Raw genomic sequence first — 15575 nt, forward strand, 5'->3', positions numbered from 1 at the left:
GGTTCACGCGACCGCGCCGGCGTGACGTCTTCCGGCGTCATGCGGCGGTTGCCGGGCGTCGCGCGAAGCCCGATGATCGCGGCCCTTTCCACCGGGCCCCGGCCCACGCCTCACCTCACGCATGTCCTCTGAAATCGTCGTCCGCCCGATCGCCCCGTCCGACCTCGCCGCCTGGCGCCCGCTCTGGGACGGCTACAACGCCTTCTATGGCCGCGTCGGCGAGACCGCCCTGCCCGAGGCGGTGACGGCCTCGACCTGGGCGCGCTTCTTCGATGAACGCGAGCCGGTCCATGCCTTCGTGGCCGAACTCGACGGGCGGCTGGTCGGCCTGACCCATTACCTCTTCCACCGCAGCACGACGCGCATCGAGGACACCTGCTACCTGCAGGACCTGTTCACCGCCGATGACGTCCGCGGCCGCGGCGTCGGCCGCGCGCTGATCGCGGCGGTCACCGCGGCGGTGCAGGCGCGCGGCGGGCACCGCCTCTACTGGCAGACGCACACGACCAATGCGGCCGGGCGCGCGCTGTACGACCGGGTCGCGGAGCACAAGGGCTTCCTGGTCTACGGCCAGGACTTCTGAGCCGCCGCGAATGGCGGGCGGATGACCGTCCGACGGCGAGCGCGGTCGACGCGCTGAGCGCCGCCGCGCGAGGGAGCTCGAGCGCGTCGCGCGCTCAGCAGCGGCGCCGGCGCAGATCCTGGCGAGCGCTCTCGGCCAGATCGGCGCCACGCACGCCGCCCTCGGGGAAGGAGGCCGTGCCCATCTGCAGGCGCACCTGCATCGTCCGCGCGTCCACGCTGTACGGGCTGTTCAGCGCCACCGCCAGGCGGTGTTGCACCAGATGAGCTTCGCGCAGGCCGGCGTCCAGCAGCAGCACGGCGAAGCTGGTCTCGCCAACCTGCAGGACCATGTCGGTCCCGCGCACCCGGCTGCGCAGGCGGCGGCCCACCGCCGTCATCAGCTGCGACCGGGTCTCGAGCGCGGCGGCGTGTTCCGCGGCGCCCTCGCCATCGTCGGCGGCCTGCGCTTCGCCGGACACCGGGGCGGCCACCGTCGCGGTCTCCGGCGCATCGGCCTGCGCCGCCTCCAGCCAGAGCACCGACAGGTGTCCGCCATAGCGGCGGCACTGCGTCAGCTGGCGCGAGATCATGAGGCCGAACTCGGCCAGCGAGTCGACCCGGGGCACCCACAGCGCCGAGGTCTGCCGCGCCGGCTTGGCAAGCGCGGCCTGGGCTTCCTCCATGGCGGCGGACGCGACGATGGCGGTGGACAGGCTCATGCGCGACAGCTCCAGGTCGAGGACGGATCCATGCCCGCGTGCGGCGCCGGGCCGCTCCGCGGGGGACGAATGAAGGGGGTTGAGGACACGACCTGCTGAAGCAGCCCGATCCATGCCGGCCTCCCTTGCCACATTGACCAGCCGTGCCCTCACCTATCTAAAACGGATTGCTCACCGCCATCCCGACATCCGCTCACAAAAATCTGCTGGGTAGAAACCCTTAAATTGATGTCGAGACCCACCGGTTTGCGTCATCCGTCGCCCGGGCCGATGTAACAAGGTCATACACCCCCGCTAGAGTTCCGCCTCATGAAGGACATCACCCAACTGCTGCAAGAAGCTGGTCAAGGCGACCGGTCCGCCGCCGACCAGGTGGTGGCGCAGCTGTATGGCGACCTTCAACGGCTGGCGCGGCAGCGCATCCGGCAGGCCGGCGAGATGACGCTGCTCGACACCACCGCGCTGGTGCATGAGGCCTGGCTGCGCCTGGCGGGCGCGCAGGGGCAGACCTTCCCCGACCGGCGCCACTTCCTGGCCTACGCGGCGCGGACCATGCGCCACGTTGTCATCGACCTGGTGCGGGCGCGCCAGGCCGAGCGCCGCGGCGGCGACCAGCCGGACCTGACGCTCAACACGGCGGTGGTCGACGGCACGCCCCAGTCCGACGACCACATCCTGCGCGTGCACGAGGCGTTGGAGGAACTGGCGACGATCGATGCGCGGCTGGCGCAGGTGGTGGAGATGCGGTATTTCGGCGGTCTGCTGGAGCAGGAGATCGCGGAGGCGCTGGGCGTCACCGAAAGGACCATCCAGCGCGACTGGCAGAAGGCGAGAATCCTGCTCTCGATGAGCCTCAAGGACTGACCCCCGGGTCGGCACCGCGCGGTCCGTCGCCACCGCCCAAGACGCTCAGGAATCCCAAGACGCCCGACGATGGACGCACTCGATAAACAGCGCTGGATCGCGCTGAGTCCGCTGCTCGACGAACTGCTCGACCTGGAGGAGCCCGCGCGGGGTCGCCGCCTCGCGGAGATCCGCGCCGGCGACGTCGCGATGGCCGAGCATCTGGAGGCGCTGCTGGCGCGCGATGCTGCGCTCGATGACGACCGCTTCCTGGAACAGCCCGCGGCGGAGGCGCTGCAGGGTCCGGTGCCGTCGTCGGTGCCGCCGCTGGACTTCCGCGGCGAGACGCTCGGGCCCTATGAGCTGGAGCGTGAGCTCGGCCAGGGCGGCATGGGCGCGGTGTGGCTGGCGAGCCGGGCCGACGGGCGCTTCGAGGGCCAGGTGGCGGTCAAGTTCCTGAAGTCGGGGCTGTTCGGCAAGGGCGACAGCGGCCGCTTCGAGCGCGAGGGGCAGATCCTCGCGCGGCTCTCGCATCCGAACATCGCGCGGCTGCTGGACGCCGGCGTGCATCACGGGCACCAGCCCTACCTGGTGCTGGAGTATGTCGACGGCCTGCCGATCGATCGCTATTGCCAGGTCAACGGGCTGGATGTCGAGTCGCGGATCAAGCTGTTCCTGGACGTGCTGGCGGCGGTGGCGCATGCGCACCAGCGGCTGATCCTGCACCGGGACCTCAAGCCCAGCAACATCCTGGTGACGCACGACGGGCAGGTGAAGCTGCTGGACTTCGGCATCGCCAAGCTGCTGGACGACGCGACGCATGCGGGCGTGGCCACGGAGCTCACGCAGCGGGCCGGCAGCGCGTTCACGCCGCAGTACGCGGCGCCGGAGCAGGTGCAGCAGGCCGACGTGACGACGGCCACCGACGTGTACGCGCTGGGCGTGTTGCTGTACCAGATGCTCGGCGGCCGCCATCCGACGGCGGACGACACGCAGACCCACCTGGACCGGCTGCGGGCGGTGGTCGAGCTGGTGCCCAAGCGGCTGTCGGACGTGGCGAGCGACCAGCTCGACCCGGTGATCGCGCGCCAGGCCAAGCTGCTGCGCGGCGACCTGGACACGATCGTCGGCAAGGCGCTGAAGAAGAAGCCGTCCGAGCGCTATGCCAACGCGGAGTCGATGGCGGTCGACCTGCGGCACTGGCTGGCGCATGAGCCGATCACGGCGCGGCCGGACACGCGGCTGTACGTGCTGGGCCGCTTCGTGCGGCGGCACCGGTGGAGCGTGGCAGCGAGCAGCGTGGCGGTGCTGGCGCTGGTGTCGCTGACGGGGCTGAGCGTGCTGCAGGCGCGGCGGGCGGAACGGGCGGAGCACCAAGCGCAGGAACGGCGGCAGCAGGCGGATGATCTGCTGAGCTACATGCTCGGCGAGTTCGCCGACAAGCTGCGGCCGATTGGGCGGCTGGAGCTGTTGGATAGCGTGGGCAGCAAGGCGCTCTCTTACCTGGCCCAGGACGCGAACGCGTCGCCGATGGAGCGGCTGCAGCGCGCCAAGGCATTGAGCGTTATCGGCGAAGTACGCGTGTCCAAGCGGAATCTGAAGGAGGCGCTTGAGCCATTGGAGGCGGCCCGTAAGCTACTGGAGGGCGCCCCGCCTCCCGGCGTGCAGTCGGGCGAATGGAGAAAGGCGCAGGGCGCTGCGGCGTTCTGGGTCGGACATGCTCATTACTATTCACGCGAGATGGACAAGGCGACGGAAGCTTGGCTCGCCTACCGCGACGCCGGGCAAGCCTGGGTCGACGCAGAACCGGGGAACCGGGAGGCGTTGATCGAGCTCTCTTATGCCTACAACAGTCTTGGAACCGCGAGGCTGGAGACGGCTGATCTCACTGGCGCGCTGGATCATTTCAGGCGGTCCATCGCCTACAAGCGTGAAGCTGTCGCCGGCGCAGATCCCAAGGATATGGGCGTTAGAGGAGATCTTGCGGACAGCCTAAGCTGGCTTGGCACCACCTACTTCATGCGAGGACAGACGCAGGCGGCCGACAACATGTTCGCCGAAGCGACGACAGTCATTGCTGGAGTTCGAGAACGCGCGCCAGGCGACGGCGCATGGGCTTACAGAGAAGCGTTCATGCGCAGATGGCGCGCTGAAGCGCTCTTCCGTCTCGGGAAACCGGGGGAAGCACTCCGTCATGCCAATGCGTCTGTGGAGTTGCTACGCACGCTCCACGCACAGGATCCTGCCAATACCCAATGGCGGCTCAATCTGCTTCTGAGCCAAGTGGCGCAGTTGGACTTCGAGTGGCAAGCCTTGCCCTCCAATGAGCGCTTGAATCGCGCCAATCAGCTGAAGGTGCAGATCGAGCAGTTCTCCAAGGGCAAACCGGCAAGCAATCCGAGGTTGCTCGAAGCTTGGGGGCGTTGGTCAGTGCTCATGGCCAAAACCCTGGCCACGCGGGGCGACATCGCCGGCGCGATGAAGGTCCTCGATGACGAATCGCACTCCGAAAATTCGATGAAGGCGGTGCAATTGCCCGACATCCGCTCAGTATCCATTTACGTAGAAACGCGCCTTCAGATCATTGCACTCGCGCGCGCGCATCCGAGCTCTCGCGGCACGGTAGACCTGCAACTTCGATGCAAAGAGATAGATGACATCACGTTGAAGATACCTGCGGCAATTGGTGTTCATCGGCTGATCACCCAGGCTTGGGTTGAGGCCCAATCCTGTCTTGGACGGGGGCAGCGGGAAGAGACTAGGCGCGCGGCGGAATGGCTTGCGCACGATCGCTCTCTTGAGTCGCCGTCCTGACATTCCAAACCACAGCTCAAGGAGAGAACATGTCCTACTCTGTCTACGTCGAGGCAAAAATCAGTGCCGATGGGAACTTCGCCGATTGCAAGTACTTCAAGGACTACCAGGGAACGGAAGAGATTCCGGGCTCGGAGATCCACATTCCGATCGATTCTGGCAACTGCATCTTCTCCCAGGCGGAGAGCACCGAGCTGCTGCTGATCGGCGCGACGTTCAAGACCATCGGCTCGACGCCTGGCATGAATGCCAGCAACTTCGCTCCCGCTGATGATGAGAATAACGTCAGCTTCGCCATGCCCACGACGCAATCGATCGTCAAGGGCGTCGTGCTGCTTTTCTCGACGCCCGGAACGGTCCAGAACCTCTACCCGAGCAGCGATCCCCAGGTACTGAACGACGGTCCTGCGACCTGCTGATCTCATCGTCCGTGCCGATACGCAAAGGGCCGCATCGCGGTCCTTTGCTCATTCACGAGGACCGACCAGCGCCGCCATGGCCTCCTCCCCCATCACCCGTCCCAACCGGGACGGGTTCACCCGATCCATCACCCGCGCATCGAGGGTGAACTCCTTCTGCTGCGTATAGGCCACCGCGCCAATCCGCGGCTGGCTGCCGGCCGCCTGCGGGCCCAGCAGCCCCAGCACTGGATACACCCGCAGCCGCGCGATCAGCACCCCTTGCGCGACGTCGGCGAACAGCGCCGTCTCCAGCACCCGCGTGCACCCGCGCCGCTGCACCTCGGCAAGCAGCCCCTGCAGGTTGCGCGGCAGGTCGATCGCCGAAACCGGCAGCACCAGATTGATCACCGGCAACCCCGCGGCCGCGAGCGGCTCGCGCACGGCGAGGTTGAAGGCGCTGTTGGCCTCGTCCCAGCGCCGATTGGCCGCCGGCTGCTCCGGATCGAAGTTGCGGCCCTGGCCGAACAGCAGCACGCACGGCGCGCCCGGCGCGGCGCTCGAGGCGGCTCCCGGACCGGCGACGGCTGGCGTCTGGGCCATTGCCGGCGTGCCGCTCATGAGCAGGACCGTGGTGAGCTGGACAGTCAGGGCGGCGATCTGAAACGCCTGTCGGAAGTGCGGTCTCGGCATGGGGCGGATTGTGCGTCGCCGGGCTCGCCGCACAATGGCCGCTTCGTCTGGCAGGAGAGAACGATGCGCGAGTGGACGAGCCCGGGCCCGCTGGGCACGGCGGTCGTGGCGGTGGTCGCGACGGTGGCGCTGGGCGGCTGCACGACGCCGCTCAAGGACCAGCGTCTGCAGCCCGGCGTCACGAGCGGCGCCGAGGTGCAGCAGCTTTACGGTCCGCCGAGCCACGTCTGGTCCGAGGCCGACGGCGGCCACACGCTGGAGTACGCCACCCAGCCTTTCGGCCGCACCTGCTACATGGTGCGGCTCGATGCCCAGGACCGCTTCGTGAGCGTGGTCGACGGCCTGTCGCCAGCGAGCCGCAACCGCATCGTGCCGGGCATGACACCCGAGCAGGTGAACCGCATCCTCGGCCGCGAACGCACCCGCGTGTTCTTCAAGCTCAGCGGCGAGGACGTCTGGGACTGGAACATCGAGCCCGAGATGAACGGCTACCTGCTGCGCTTCAATGTGCACTTCAAGAACGGGGTGGTGTTCCGCACCTCGCAGAGCGTGGTCTATCCGGACCGGCGATTCTTCTGGGACGACTGAGTCGGCAGCGCTCGCGCTCTCCTCCCTAAGGGGGAACTCCAGCCCCTCGCCTGTGACGGATTCAATACAGCCCCGGCACAGCCACGGGACTGACAAGCGCCGCGCCGCGCCTGCTCACTACACTCCCCGCCCTGGAGGGAGAAGAGGATGTCGAACCAATCCGTCGGCCTGGCGCCCCGCGCACTGGCCATGGTCATCGACGGCGCGCTGATGCTCGCCGCGAGCACGCTGCTGATGTGGGCCGTCTATGGCGACCCGGTGTCCAAATGGACTGACCTGCGCCCCGGCACCCTCGCCATCAACTGGCTGCTGCCGCTCGCCGTCTGCGTGCTGTTCTGGAGCTGGCAAGGCGCCACGCCCGGCAAGCTGGTCGCCGGCATCAAGGTCGTCGACACCCGCAGCGGCAAGCACCCGTCGCCACTGCAAGCCGCCCTGCGCTGGGTCGGCTACCTCGTGTCCGCGATCCCGCTGTTCGCCGGATTCCTCTGGGCCCGGGTCGACGCCGAGGGCCGCACCTGGCATGACCGCCTCTCCCGCACCGCCGTCGAGCGCAGCCGCGAGGCGCCCGCCGACGGCGAGGGCCTGCTCATCGGCTACATCGCCAGCCACTGGCGCGGCGAGCAGAACCTGGCGCAGAGCTTCTGGATCAACCATGTCCTGCTGACCTGGCCCGTCGCCGCCGGCGTGCAGGGCCTGGTCGCCTGGCTCGCGACCAAGAGCGAGGGCCTGCAGGGCGTCGCGATCGCGCTGCTGATCGCCTGGCCGCTGCTGATCGTGATCGAAGTCTGGAGCGCCGTCGGCACCTGGCGCTCGGTGCGCGGCTACGTCGACGCCGGCGGCTCCTACCTGATCTCCGGGCTCGCGCGGCTGTCGCTGTTGGGCTCCTTCCTGCAGATCGCCTTCTCGCTCGCGCTGGGCGTGTTCTCCGAGTTCCCGGAGCTGTGGAAGCTCGCGCGCGGCATCGATCCGATCGGCAACGTGCGCCTGTCCGTCAGCGCCGACGGCCGCACGATGCAGTTCAACGGCCCGATCGGCGCCGGCGACGCGCATCGCCTGGGCACGCTGCTGTCGGAATCACCGGCGGTGCGTCTGCTGGAGGTCGCCTCTCCCGGCGGCCGCGTCACCGAGGCCGAGCGCATGGTGGAGCTGATCCGCCAGCGCGGCGTCGGCACGCGCGCGGTCGGCAACTGCGAAAGCGCCTGCACCCTGGTCTTCCTGGCCGGCAACAAGCGCCAGCTCATGCCCGGTGCGCAGCTGGGCTTCCATCGCGCCAGCAGCGGCACCTTCAACCCGGCCTTCGACGAGATCGCCAACCAGGAGCTCGCCCGCACCTACCGCCGCATGGAGCTGCCCGAGGACTTCATCGAGAAGACGCTCAGCACGCCGTCGCGCCGCATGTGGTATCCGGCGGCCGACGACCTGGTGCGCCACTCGCTGATCCTGCCGCCGCCCCGGACGCTGGACGTGGCCCTGCCCGAAGGCGACAAGCCCGGCCAGTACGCGCCGCTGGTCGACTACGTCAACGCTCTGCGGGCGAGCGACGCGTGGTTCCGGCTCGACCAGCGCTTCCCCGGCCTGATCGACGACGCCGCCGGCCGCATGCGCAACGCCCACATGGCGCTGGCCGGATCGGAACACGCCGCCGCCGGCGCGCAGATCGCGGCCCAGGCCGCGCTCGCACCGAACGTGCGGGAAATGCTGCTGAACGGCTCGCGCGACCTGCGCCGGCGCTACCTGCAGGTGCTGCGGGCGCAGTTGACCGCGGCCCAGGCGCTCGGCGCGGAAACCTGCCAGTCCTGGCTGTCGGGCTCGCCGGTGCCGCGCCGCCTGCTGCCGGAGGAAGCCATGGCCCTGGAAGCCCGCTGGCTGACCGAGTCCGCCGCGGAGACCGCACCGCTGCGCGCGCGTGCGCTGCAGGCGACGGCGCTGGAACTCGAGGTCGTGGCCCGCACGGTCGGCGCCACCGCGGCGGGCGCCTTCTCCAAGCTTTGGACCGACGGCGATGCCGGCCCGGCGCCCATCAGCTGCGAGCGCGCCAGCCTGGTGCTGAACCAGCTGCAGCGCAGCACGGCGGTCGCGCCGCGGGAACTGGCGGAGCGGGTGGTATTCCAGAACGTGCGCTGACGCACCATCACCAACACCTCACCAATGAGAAGGCCCTCCTGCGGAGGGCCTTTCCTTATCTGGCGCACGGCATTCATGCCGGTGGCCGTCGCGCTCAGTCCTCATCGCCGAGCCCGGCGGCCGCCTTCGCTCGCAGGCGGGCATGGACGTAAGCACCTTGCGGGATGTGCAGCAGGTCGGCGATGCGCCACAGGGTGTGCCGTTCGATGTCGCCGAGTCGGCCGTCGGCATAGGCCACGCCCCACATCAGCTCGAGCAGGCGCAGCTTCTGCGGCATCTCCCAGCGCTCGTCGATCGGCGAGGTGAACGCGAACAGGTCGGAGGCGGTGCGCGCGGTGCGCTCGGCCTGCGCGGTCAGCGCGTCGGCCTCGTCGTCGGAGACCGCGAACAGCGCGGTCAGGGCGCGGCGGACCGCGGTGCGTTCGAGGCCGGAGAAATCGGCGTCCGCCCGCATGACTTCGACCAGCAGCACCGCCGCCGCCAGCGGCAGCGACGGCGTGCCGCCCCGCGAGCGCCCGAACGCGTCATCCGGCGCCAGCGTGTCGAAGAGGTCCATCAGCGACTTGAACATGGCGGCATGGTGGCACGCCGGTGATCGCCGGCCTTATGCGCGTCTTAAGCCGCTGACCCTCACCCTGCCCTCTCCCGCAAGCGGGAGAGGGCATGAGCCGCGTGCTCAGCGCACCTTGCCTTCCTTCCACGCGCCCAGCAGCTTCTCGTAGGCGATCGTCTCGCCCTTGGGCTTCTCATTGGCCAGCTTGGCCCACGGCGCGCCCTTGTCGGAGAGCCACTTCTTCGGGTCTTCCTTCTTGTTGAGCTTGGGCGCGCACTTGGCCATGCCAGCGCGCTCCAGGCGCGCCATCACCGCGTCCATCTCGTCCGCCAGCGTGTCCATCGCCGCCTGCGGCGTCTTCTCGCCGGTCACCGCCTGCGCCACGTTCTTCCACCACAGCTGCGCCAGCTTCGGATAGTCCGGCACGTTGGTGCCCGTCGGCGTCCACGCCACCCGCGCCGGCGAGCGGTAGAACTCGATCAGCCCGCCGTACTTGTTGGCGTTCTTGGTGAAGTAGTCGCTGCGGATGTCGCTGTCGCGGATGAAGGTCAGGCCCTGGATGCTCTTCTTCAGGCTCACCGTCTTGGCGGTCACGAACTGCGCATACAGCCAGGCCGCCGCCGTCCGGTTGGCGTCATGGCCGCTGAAGAAGGTCCAGCTGCCCACGTCCTGGTAGCCGTTCTGCATGCCGGCCTTCCAGTACGGCCCGTTGGGTCCGGGCGCCATGCGCCACTTCGGCGTGCCATCCGCATTCACCACCGGCAGGCCCGGCTTGGTCATGTCCGCGGTGAAGGCCGTGTACCAGAAGATCTGCTGGGCGATCTGACCCTGCGCCGGCACCGGGCCGGCCTCGCCGAAGGTCATGCCGGTCGCTTCCTTGGGCGCGTACTTCTTCATCCAGTCGACGTACTTCGTCAGCGCGTACACCGCCGCCGGCGAGTTGGTCGCGCCGCCGCGGGCCACCGATGCGCCCACCGGCGTGCACTTGTCGTCAGCGACGCGGATGCCCCATTCGTCCACCGGCATGCCGTTCGGGATGCCCTTGTCGGCCGAGCCCGCCATCGACAGCCACGCATCGGTGAAGCGCCAGCCCAGCGACGGATCCTTCTTGCCGTAATCCATGTGGCCGTAGATCGGCTTGCCGTCGATGGTCTTCACGTCATTGGTGAAGAACTCGGCGATGTCCTCGTAGGCGCTCCAGTTCAGCGGCACGCCGAGTTCATAGCCGTACTTGGCCTTGAACTTGTCCTGCAGGTCCTTGCGCGCGAACAGGTCGGCGCGGAACCAGTACAGGTTGGCGAACTGCTGGTCGGGCAGCTGATAGAGCTTGCCGTCCGGCGCGGTGGTGAAGCTGGTGCCGATGAAGTCCTTCAGATCCAGACCCGGATTCGTCCACTCCTTGCCCGCACCGCCCATGTAGTCGGTGAGGTTCATGATCTTGCCGTAGCGGAAGTGCGTGCCGATCAGGTCCGAATCGGAGATCCAGCCGTCATAGATGCTCTTGCCCGACTGCATCGAGGTCTGCAGCTTCTCGACGACGTCGCCTTCCTGGATCAGGTCGTGCTTGACCGTGATGCCGGTGATCTCGCTGAAGGCCTTGGCCAGCACCTTGCTCTCGTACTCGTGCGTGGTGATGGTCTCGGACACCACCGAGATCTCCTTCACGCCCTTGGCCTGCAGCTTCTTGGCCGCCTCGATGAACCACTTCATCTCGGCGGTCTGCTTGTCCTTGGACAGCGTCGACGGCTGGAATTCGCTGTCGATCCACTTCTTCGCCTCGGCCTCGCCGGCCCAGGCGGCGTTTGCTCCCAACGCCAGCAATGCGGCCACGGCCAGCGCGGAATACTTGCTCTTGTTCACGCTTGTCTCCTGTGTCTGTCGAATCTCCCCCTCTTGAGGACGAATCGCGGCTCCGGGGGAACAGGGAGCCGAATTCCTTGAAGCTTCAATGACCTGTCAGCCCTTGCGCAGGATCAGGCCCAGCACCAGCATCGACGCGACGAAGCTGATCCACACGCTGGGCTCGGCCTCGAGCTTGAACCACTCGGCCATCTTCGCGCCCAGCCCGACGAAGGCCAGGTTGATGTACGCGGCCGTCAGCAGTCCGATGAACAGCCGGTCGCCGCGGGTGGTGCGCATCGGCAGCCAGCCCTTGCGCAGCGCCGTCGGCGCCTTGATCTCCCACACCGTCATCCCGATCAGCATCAGCACCACGCAGCTGAAGAAGATCGCGACCGGAGTCGTCCATACCATCCAATCGAACATCAGACTCTCCCCATGGCGAAGCCCTTGGCGATGTAGTGCCGGACGAACCAGATCACGATGGCGCCCGGCACGATGGTCAGCGTGCCCGCCGCGGCCAGCGTCGACCAGTCCATGCCCGACGCGCTCACCGTGCGCGTCATCGTCGCGACGATGGGCTTGGCGTCAACGCTGGTCAGCGTGCGCGCCAGCAGCAGCTCCACCCACGAGAACATGAAGCAGAAGAACGCCGCCACGCCCACGCCGGCCTTGATCAGCGGCAGGAACACCGTCAGGAAGAAGCGCGGGAAGCTGTAGCCGTCGATGTAGGCGGTCTCGTCGATCTCGCGCGGAATGCCGCTCATGAAGCCTTCCAGGATCCAGACCGCCAGCGGCACGTTGAACAGCAGGTGCGCCAGCGCCACCGCCAGGTGCGTGTCCATCAGGCCCAGCGTCGTGTAGAGCTGGAAGAACGGCAGCAGGAACACCGCCGGCGGCGTCATGCGGTTGGTCAGCAGCCAGAAGAAGACATGCTTGTCGCCGAGGAAGGAGTAGCGGCTGAAGGCGTAGGCCGCCGGCAGCGCCACGCTGATCGAGATCACCGTGTTGATCGCCACATAGATCAGGCTGTTGATGTAGCCGCTGTACCAGGACGGATCGGTGAAGATCGTCTTGTAGCTCGCCAGCGAGAAGTGCTGCGGCCACAGGCTGAAGCTGGAGAGGATCTCCTCGTTGGTCTTGAAGCTCATGTTGACCATCCAGTAGATGGGCAGCAGCGCGAAGAGCAGGTAGGCGATCAGGAAGATCGTGCGCTTGCGGAATCGGCGCTCATCCATGGGCCACCTCGCTCTTGTCTTGGGTGCCGAGCGCCTGCATCCAGTTGTAGAGGATGAAGCACAGCAGCAGGATGATCAGGAAGTAGATCAGCGAGAACGCCGCCGCCGGGCCGAGGTCGAACTGGCCGACCGCCTTCTGCGTCAGGTACTGGCTGAGGAAGGTCGTGGCGTTGCCGGGACCGCCGCCGGTGAGGACGAAGGGCTCGGTATAGATCATGAAGCTGTCCATGAAGCGCAGCAGCACCGCGATCATCAGCACGCCCCGCATCTTGGGCAGCTGGATGTAGCGGAACACCGCGAACTTGCTGGCGCCGTCGATGCGCGCGGCCTGGTAGTAGGCATCGGGGATCGAGCGCAGGCCGGCGAAGCACAGCAGCGCCACCAGCGGCGTCCAGTGCCAGACGTCCATGACCAGCACCGTGATCCAGGCATCGGTCGCATCGCCGGTGTAGTTGTAGTCGATGCCCAGCGCCTGCAGCGACGCGCCGAGCAGCCCGATGTCGGCGCGGCCGTAGATCTGCCAGATCGTGCCGACGACGTTCCAGGGAATCAGCAGCGACAGCGCGACGATCACCAGCACCGCCGAGGCCTTCCAGCCCTGGGCCGGCATCGACAGCGCCAGGCAGATGCCGAGCGGGATCTCGACCAGCAGCACCGCCAGCGAGAAGCCCAGCTGCCGCAGCAGCGCGCCATGGAGCTCCTCGTCGCGCATGACCGCCGCGAACCACTCGGTGCCGACGAAGACGCGCCGCTCCGGCGAAATGATGTCCTGCACCGAGTAGTTCACCACCGTCATCAGCGGCAGGATGGCCGAGAAGGCCACGCACAGCAGCACCGGCAGGACCAGGAACCAGGCTTTCTGGTTGATGGGTTTCATGCGAGATCCTCCTGGCGCGCGCCAGCCGTCGCCGCGCCGGCGGTGGCGGCGATCAGCCGCTCGTCCGCGCCATAGAAGCAGGTATGAGGATTGAGCACGCGCAGCGCGACCGTCGCGCCGGCCGGCGGCGGCGACGCGTGCGCCGGCAGGCGCGCCTTCAGCATGTGCGCGCCGGTCCGGACCGTCAGCAGCCAGTAGGTGCCGATGTCCTGGACCTGCGCCACCACGCCGGTGAGGCTGCCGGGCAGCGCCGGGACGCCCTCGCCGACCTCGTCGACGGTCACGTATTCCGGCCGGATGCCGAGCGAGAACGGCGTGCCGCGCGGCAGCGCCGCGTCGAGCGCGACGCCGCCGGTCGCCACCGGCTGCTCCGCCACCCGCAGCCCGCCGCGCTCGTCCAGCATGGCGGGCAGGAAATTCATGCCCGGCGAGCCGATGAAGTGACCGACGAAGCGGTGGCTCGGACACTCGAAGAGCTCGCCCGCCGTGCCGACCTGCACCGCCCGTCCGCGCGTCATGACGACGACGCGATCGGCGAAGGTCAGGGCCTCCACCTGGTCATGGGTCACATAGACCAGCGTCAGCTTGAGCTCATGGTGGATCTGCTTGAGCTTGCGGCGCAGCTGCCACTTCAGATGCGGGTCGATGACGGTCAGCGGCTCGTCGAAGAGCACCGCCGACACGTCCTCGCGCACCAGGCCCCGGCCGAGCGAGATCTTCTGCTTGGCGTCCGCCGAGAGGCCCGAGGCGCGCTGATCCAGCTGGCCGTTGAGCTCGAGCATCTCCGCGATCTTGCCCACGCGCGCCCGGATGCGATCCGGCGCGACGCCGCGGTTGCGCAGCGGGAAGGCGAGGTTCTCGGCCACGGTCATCGTGTCGTAGATGACGGGGAACTGGAACACCTGCGCGATGTTGCGCTGCTGCGGCGTCAGCGTGGTCACGTCACGGCCGTCGAACTTCACCGTGCCGTGCGAGGGCTTGAGCAGGCCGGAGACGATGTTCAGCATCGTCGTCTTGCCGCAGCCCGACGGGCCGAGCAGCGCATACGCGCCGCCGTCCTCGAAGCTCATCTGCAGCGGCAGCAGCGCGTAGTCGGCGTCCTCCTTCGGATCGGGCCGGTAGGCATGGGCCAGGTCCAGGTCGATGCGGGCCATCAGCGGCCTCCCCGGCGCTCGGGCGCCCGTGTCAGCAGGCCGGCCGCGTCGAAGACGTGGACATGCGCCGCGTTGAGGTACAGCGTCAGCGGTGCGCCGAGCTCGAAATCGTGCACGCCGGTCAGCTGGGCGACGAGCTCGCCGATCTCGGTGCGCGCATGGACGAAGGTGTCGGAGCCGGAGATCTCGGCGAGTTCGACCTCGCCGCGGATCGCCAGGTCGCCGGGCTGCGCGGTGACCCGCAGCGCATTGGCGCGCACGCCGACGGTGACGCCGCCCTGCCCCGGCAACCCGAGCTCGATGCCCGGACGCAGCTGCAGCCGGTCGCCCAGGCCTTGCGCGATCACCAGATTCATCGGCGGATCGCTGAAGGCCCGCGCGACGCGCAGCGACGCGGGGCGGTGGAAGACCTCGGCGGTCGGGCCGTACTGCAGCAGCTCGCCAGCGTCCATCACCGCGGTGTAGCCGCCGAGCTGGAGCGCCTCGGCGGGCTCGGTCGTCGCATAGACGACGGTCGATTCGCCAGCGGCGAAGAGCTGGCCGAGTTCCTCGCGCAGTTCCTCGCGCAGCTTGTAGTCCAGGTTCACCAGCGGCTCGTCGAGCAGCATCAGCGGCGCCTGCTTGGCCAGCGCCCGCGCCAGCGCGACGCGCTGCTGCTGGCCGCCGGACAGCTGCGCCGGCAGCTTGTCCAGGTGCATCTCGATGTGCAGCTTGCGGGCCAGTTCATCGACACGGGCGCGGATCGCGTCGCGGTCGAGACGGCCACGGAGCTTCAGCGGCGACGCGATGTTGTCGCGCACCGTCATCGACGGATAGTTGATGAACTGCTGATAGACCATGGCCACGTCGCGCTGGCGCACCGGCCAGCCGGTGACGTCGGTGCCATCGACCAGCACCTGCCCATGGCTGGGCCGGTCCAGGCCCGCCATCAGCCGCATCAGCGTGGTCTTGCCCGCCTGCGTCGCGCCCAGCAGCACGGTGACCGCGTTCGGCACCAGCCGCAGGTCCATCGGATACAGGTGCTGCTGCGCGCCGACCTTGTGGCTTACGCCCTGCAGGCTCAGCTCCATGAGCTCGGCTCCATCGTTGTCTCTCTGTGCATGTCGTTGTCGATTCGTCGCGCCTCGTGGCGTTGATGGGCGCTCGCGGGCACCGGTCGGCGCGCCGTTGC

At 68.1% G+C, this 15575-nt stretch carries 15 protein-coding genes; 6 read left to right on the plus strand and 9 right to left on the minus strand.

Annotated elements, in window-relative coordinates:
• The first annotated feature begins 121 nt into the window (after nucleotides 1-121).
• Nucleotides 122-583 carry a GNAT family N-acetyltransferase gene (locus CS062_RS12655; protein WP_099861988.1) on the plus strand — a complete coding sequence of 154 codons (462 nt, stop codon included), beginning with the start codon at nucleotides 122-124 and terminating at the stop codon, nucleotides 581-583.
• A gap of 94 nt (nucleotides 584-677) precedes the next feature.
• Here the strand turns inward: CS062_RS12655 and CS062_RS12660 are convergent, their stop codons facing one another.
• Nucleotides 678-1283: a diguanylate cyclase domain-containing protein gene (locus tag CS062_RS12660; protein ID WP_158238775.1), complete on the minus strand. Its 606-nt coding sequence runs from the start codon at nucleotides 1281-1283 to the stop codon at nucleotides 678-680.
• Nucleotides 1284-1592: 309 nt separating this feature from the next.
• Here CS062_RS12660 and CS062_RS12665 point away from each other — a divergent pair, with 309 nt between their 5' ends.
• The 3 genes from CS062_RS12665 (at nucleotide 1593) to CS062_RS12675 (ending at nucleotide 5359) form a co-directional block, all read left to right on the plus strand.
• The gene (locus CS062_RS12665) at nucleotides 1593-2147 is read left to right on the plus strand and encodes an ECF-type sigma factor (RefSeq protein WP_099861990.1); all 555 of its coding nucleotides are present in this window, start codon (nucleotides 1593-1595) and stop codon (nucleotides 2145-2147) included.
• Nucleotides 2148-2216: 69 nt separating this feature from the next.
• Nucleotides 2217-4940 (plus strand): serine/threonine protein kinase, encoded by a 2724-nt coding sequence (locus CS062_RS12670; protein ID WP_099861991.1) that lies wholly within the window; start codon nucleotides 2217-2219, stop codon nucleotides 4938-4940.
• Nucleotides 4941-4969: 29 nt separating this feature from the next.
• Entirely contained in the window at nucleotides 4970-5359 is a 390-nt protein-coding gene (locus tag CS062_RS12675) for a hypothetical protein (protein WP_099861992.1), read from the plus strand.
• A gap of 48 nt (nucleotides 5360-5407) precedes the next feature.
• Here the strand turns inward: CS062_RS12675 and CS062_RS12680 are convergent, their stop codons facing one another.
• The gene (locus CS062_RS12680) at nucleotides 5408-6031 is read right to left on the minus strand and encodes a hypothetical protein (RefSeq protein WP_099861993.1); all 624 of its coding nucleotides are present in this window, start codon (nucleotides 6029-6031) and stop codon (nucleotides 5408-5410) included.
• 63 nt (nucleotides 6032-6094) lie between these two features.
• Here CS062_RS12680 and CS062_RS12685 point away from each other — a divergent pair, with 63 nt between their 5' ends.
• Both CS062_RS12685 and CS062_RS12690 read left to right on the plus strand, forming a co-directional pair.
• Nucleotides 6095-6619 carry a hypothetical protein gene (locus CS062_RS12685; RefSeq protein ID WP_099861994.1) on the plus strand — a complete coding sequence of 175 codons (525 nt, stop codon included), beginning with the start codon at nucleotides 6095-6097 and terminating at the stop codon, nucleotides 6617-6619.
• A 147-nt stretch (nucleotides 6620-6766) separates the two neighbouring features.
• Entirely contained in the window at nucleotides 6767-8743 is a 1977-nt protein-coding gene (locus tag CS062_RS12690; RefSeq protein ID WP_099861995.1) for an RDD family protein, read from the plus strand.
• Between the two features lie 94 nt (nucleotides 8744-8837).
• On the opposite strand, the gene CS062_RS12695 is transcribed toward CS062_RS12690, so the two are convergent.
• The 7 genes from CS062_RS12695 to CS062_RS12725 all read right to left on the minus strand — a co-directional run bounded on the left by CS062_RS12695 (nucleotide 8838) and on the right by CS062_RS12725 (nucleotide 15474).
• Nucleotides 8838-9314 (minus strand): tellurite resistance TerB family protein, encoded by a 477-nt coding sequence (locus tag CS062_RS12695; protein WP_099861996.1) that lies wholly within the window; start codon nucleotides 9312-9314, stop codon nucleotides 8838-8840.
• Nucleotides 9315-9419: 105 nt separating this feature from the next.
• Nucleotides 9420-11156: an ABC transporter substrate-binding protein gene (locus CS062_RS12700; RefSeq protein WP_091728865.1), complete on the minus strand. Its 1737-nt coding sequence runs from the start codon at nucleotides 11154-11156 to the stop codon at nucleotides 9420-9422.
• A 96-nt stretch (nucleotides 11157-11252) separates the two neighbouring features.
• Nucleotides 11253-11561, minus strand: a complete 309-nt coding sequence (locus tag CS062_RS12705; RefSeq protein ID WP_099861997.1) for a DUF2160 domain-containing protein — start codon at nucleotides 11559-11561, stop codon at nucleotides 11253-11255.
• Complete coding sequence (locus tag CS062_RS12710) at nucleotides 11561-12373, minus strand: carbohydrate ABC transporter permease (RefSeq protein ID WP_099861998.1); 813 nt, start codon at nucleotides 12371-12373, stop codon at nucleotides 11561-11563. The genes CS062_RS12705 and CS062_RS12710 overlap by 1 nt, the downstream gene beginning before the upstream one ends.
• On the minus strand, nucleotides 12366-13250 hold the full coding sequence (locus CS062_RS12715) for a carbohydrate ABC transporter permease (protein WP_099861999.1): 885 nt from the start codon (nucleotides 13248-13250) through the stop codon (nucleotides 12366-12368). Before CS062_RS12715 ends, CS062_RS12710 begins: the two co-directional genes overlap by 8 nt.
• Nucleotides 13247-14404 (minus strand): ABC transporter ATP-binding protein, encoded by a 1158-nt coding sequence (locus CS062_RS12720; protein ID WP_099862000.1) that lies wholly within the window; start codon nucleotides 14402-14404, stop codon nucleotides 13247-13249. The genes CS062_RS12715 and CS062_RS12720 overlap by 4 nt, the downstream gene beginning before the upstream one ends.
• Nucleotides 14404-15474 (minus strand): ABC transporter ATP-binding protein, encoded by a 1071-nt coding sequence (locus CS062_RS12725; protein ID WP_099862001.1) that lies wholly within the window; start codon nucleotides 15472-15474, stop codon nucleotides 14404-14406. The genes CS062_RS12720 and CS062_RS12725 overlap by 1 nt, the downstream gene beginning before the upstream one ends.
• Between the last annotated feature and the right edge of the window lie 101 nt (nucleotides 15475-15575).

The organism is Roseateles chitinivorans, from assembly GCF_002761755.1.
In the GTDB taxonomy this organism is placed as follows: domain Bacteria; phylum Pseudomonadota; class Gammaproteobacteria; order Burkholderiales; family Burkholderiaceae_C; genus Roseateles; species Roseateles chitinivorans.

Coding starts and splice junctions, on each gene's coding strand:
- CS062_RS12655 (WP_099861988.1), top strand. CDS start 122: ATGTCCTCTGAAATCGTCGTCCGCCCGATCGCCCCGTCCGACCTCGCC.
- CS062_RS12660 (WP_158238775.1), bottom strand. CDS start 1,283: ATGAGCCTGTCCACCGCCATCGTCGCGTCCGCCGCCATGGAGGAAGCC.
- CS062_RS12665 (WP_099861990.1), top strand. CDS start 1,593: ATGAAGGACATCACCCAACTGCTGCAAGAAGCTGGTCAAGGCGACCGG.
- CS062_RS12670 (WP_099861991.1), top strand. CDS start 2,217: ATGGACGCACTCGATAAACAGCGCTGGATCGCGCTGAGTCCGCTGCTC.
- CS062_RS12675 (WP_099861992.1), top strand. CDS start 4,970: ATGTCCTACTCTGTCTACGTCGAGGCAAAAATCAGTGCCGATGGGAAC.
- CS062_RS12680 (WP_099861993.1), bottom strand. CDS start 6,031: ATGCCGAGACCGCACTTCCGACAGGCGTTTCAGATCGCCGCCCTGACT.
- CS062_RS12685 (WP_099861994.1), top strand. CDS start 6,095: ATGCGCGAGTGGACGAGCCCGGGCCCGCTGGGCACGGCGGTCGTGGCG.
- CS062_RS12690 (WP_099861995.1), top strand. CDS start 6,767: ATGTCGAACCAATCCGTCGGCCTGGCGCCCCGCGCACTGGCCATGGTC.
- CS062_RS12695 (WP_099861996.1), bottom strand. CDS start 9,314: ATGTTCAAGTCGCTGATGGACCTCTTCGACACGCTGGCGCCGGATGAC.
- CS062_RS12705 (WP_099861997.1), bottom strand. CDS start 11,561: ATGTTCGATTGGATGGTATGGACGACTCCGGTCGCGATCTTCTTCAGC.
- CS062_RS12710 (WP_099861998.1), bottom strand. CDS start 12,373: ATGGATGAGCGCCGATTCCGCAAGCGCACGATCTTCCTGATCGCCTAC.
- CS062_RS12715 (WP_099861999.1), bottom strand. CDS start 13,250: ATGAAACCCATCAACCAGAAAGCCTGGTTCCTGGTCCTGCCGGTGCTG.
- CS062_RS12720 (WP_099862000.1), bottom strand. CDS start 14,404: ATGGCCCGCATCGACCTGGACCTGGCCCATGCCTACCGGCCCGATCCG.
- CS062_RS12725 (WP_099862001.1), bottom strand. CDS start 15,474: ATGGAGCTGAGCCTGCAGGGCGTAAGCCACAAGGTCGGCGCGCAGCAG.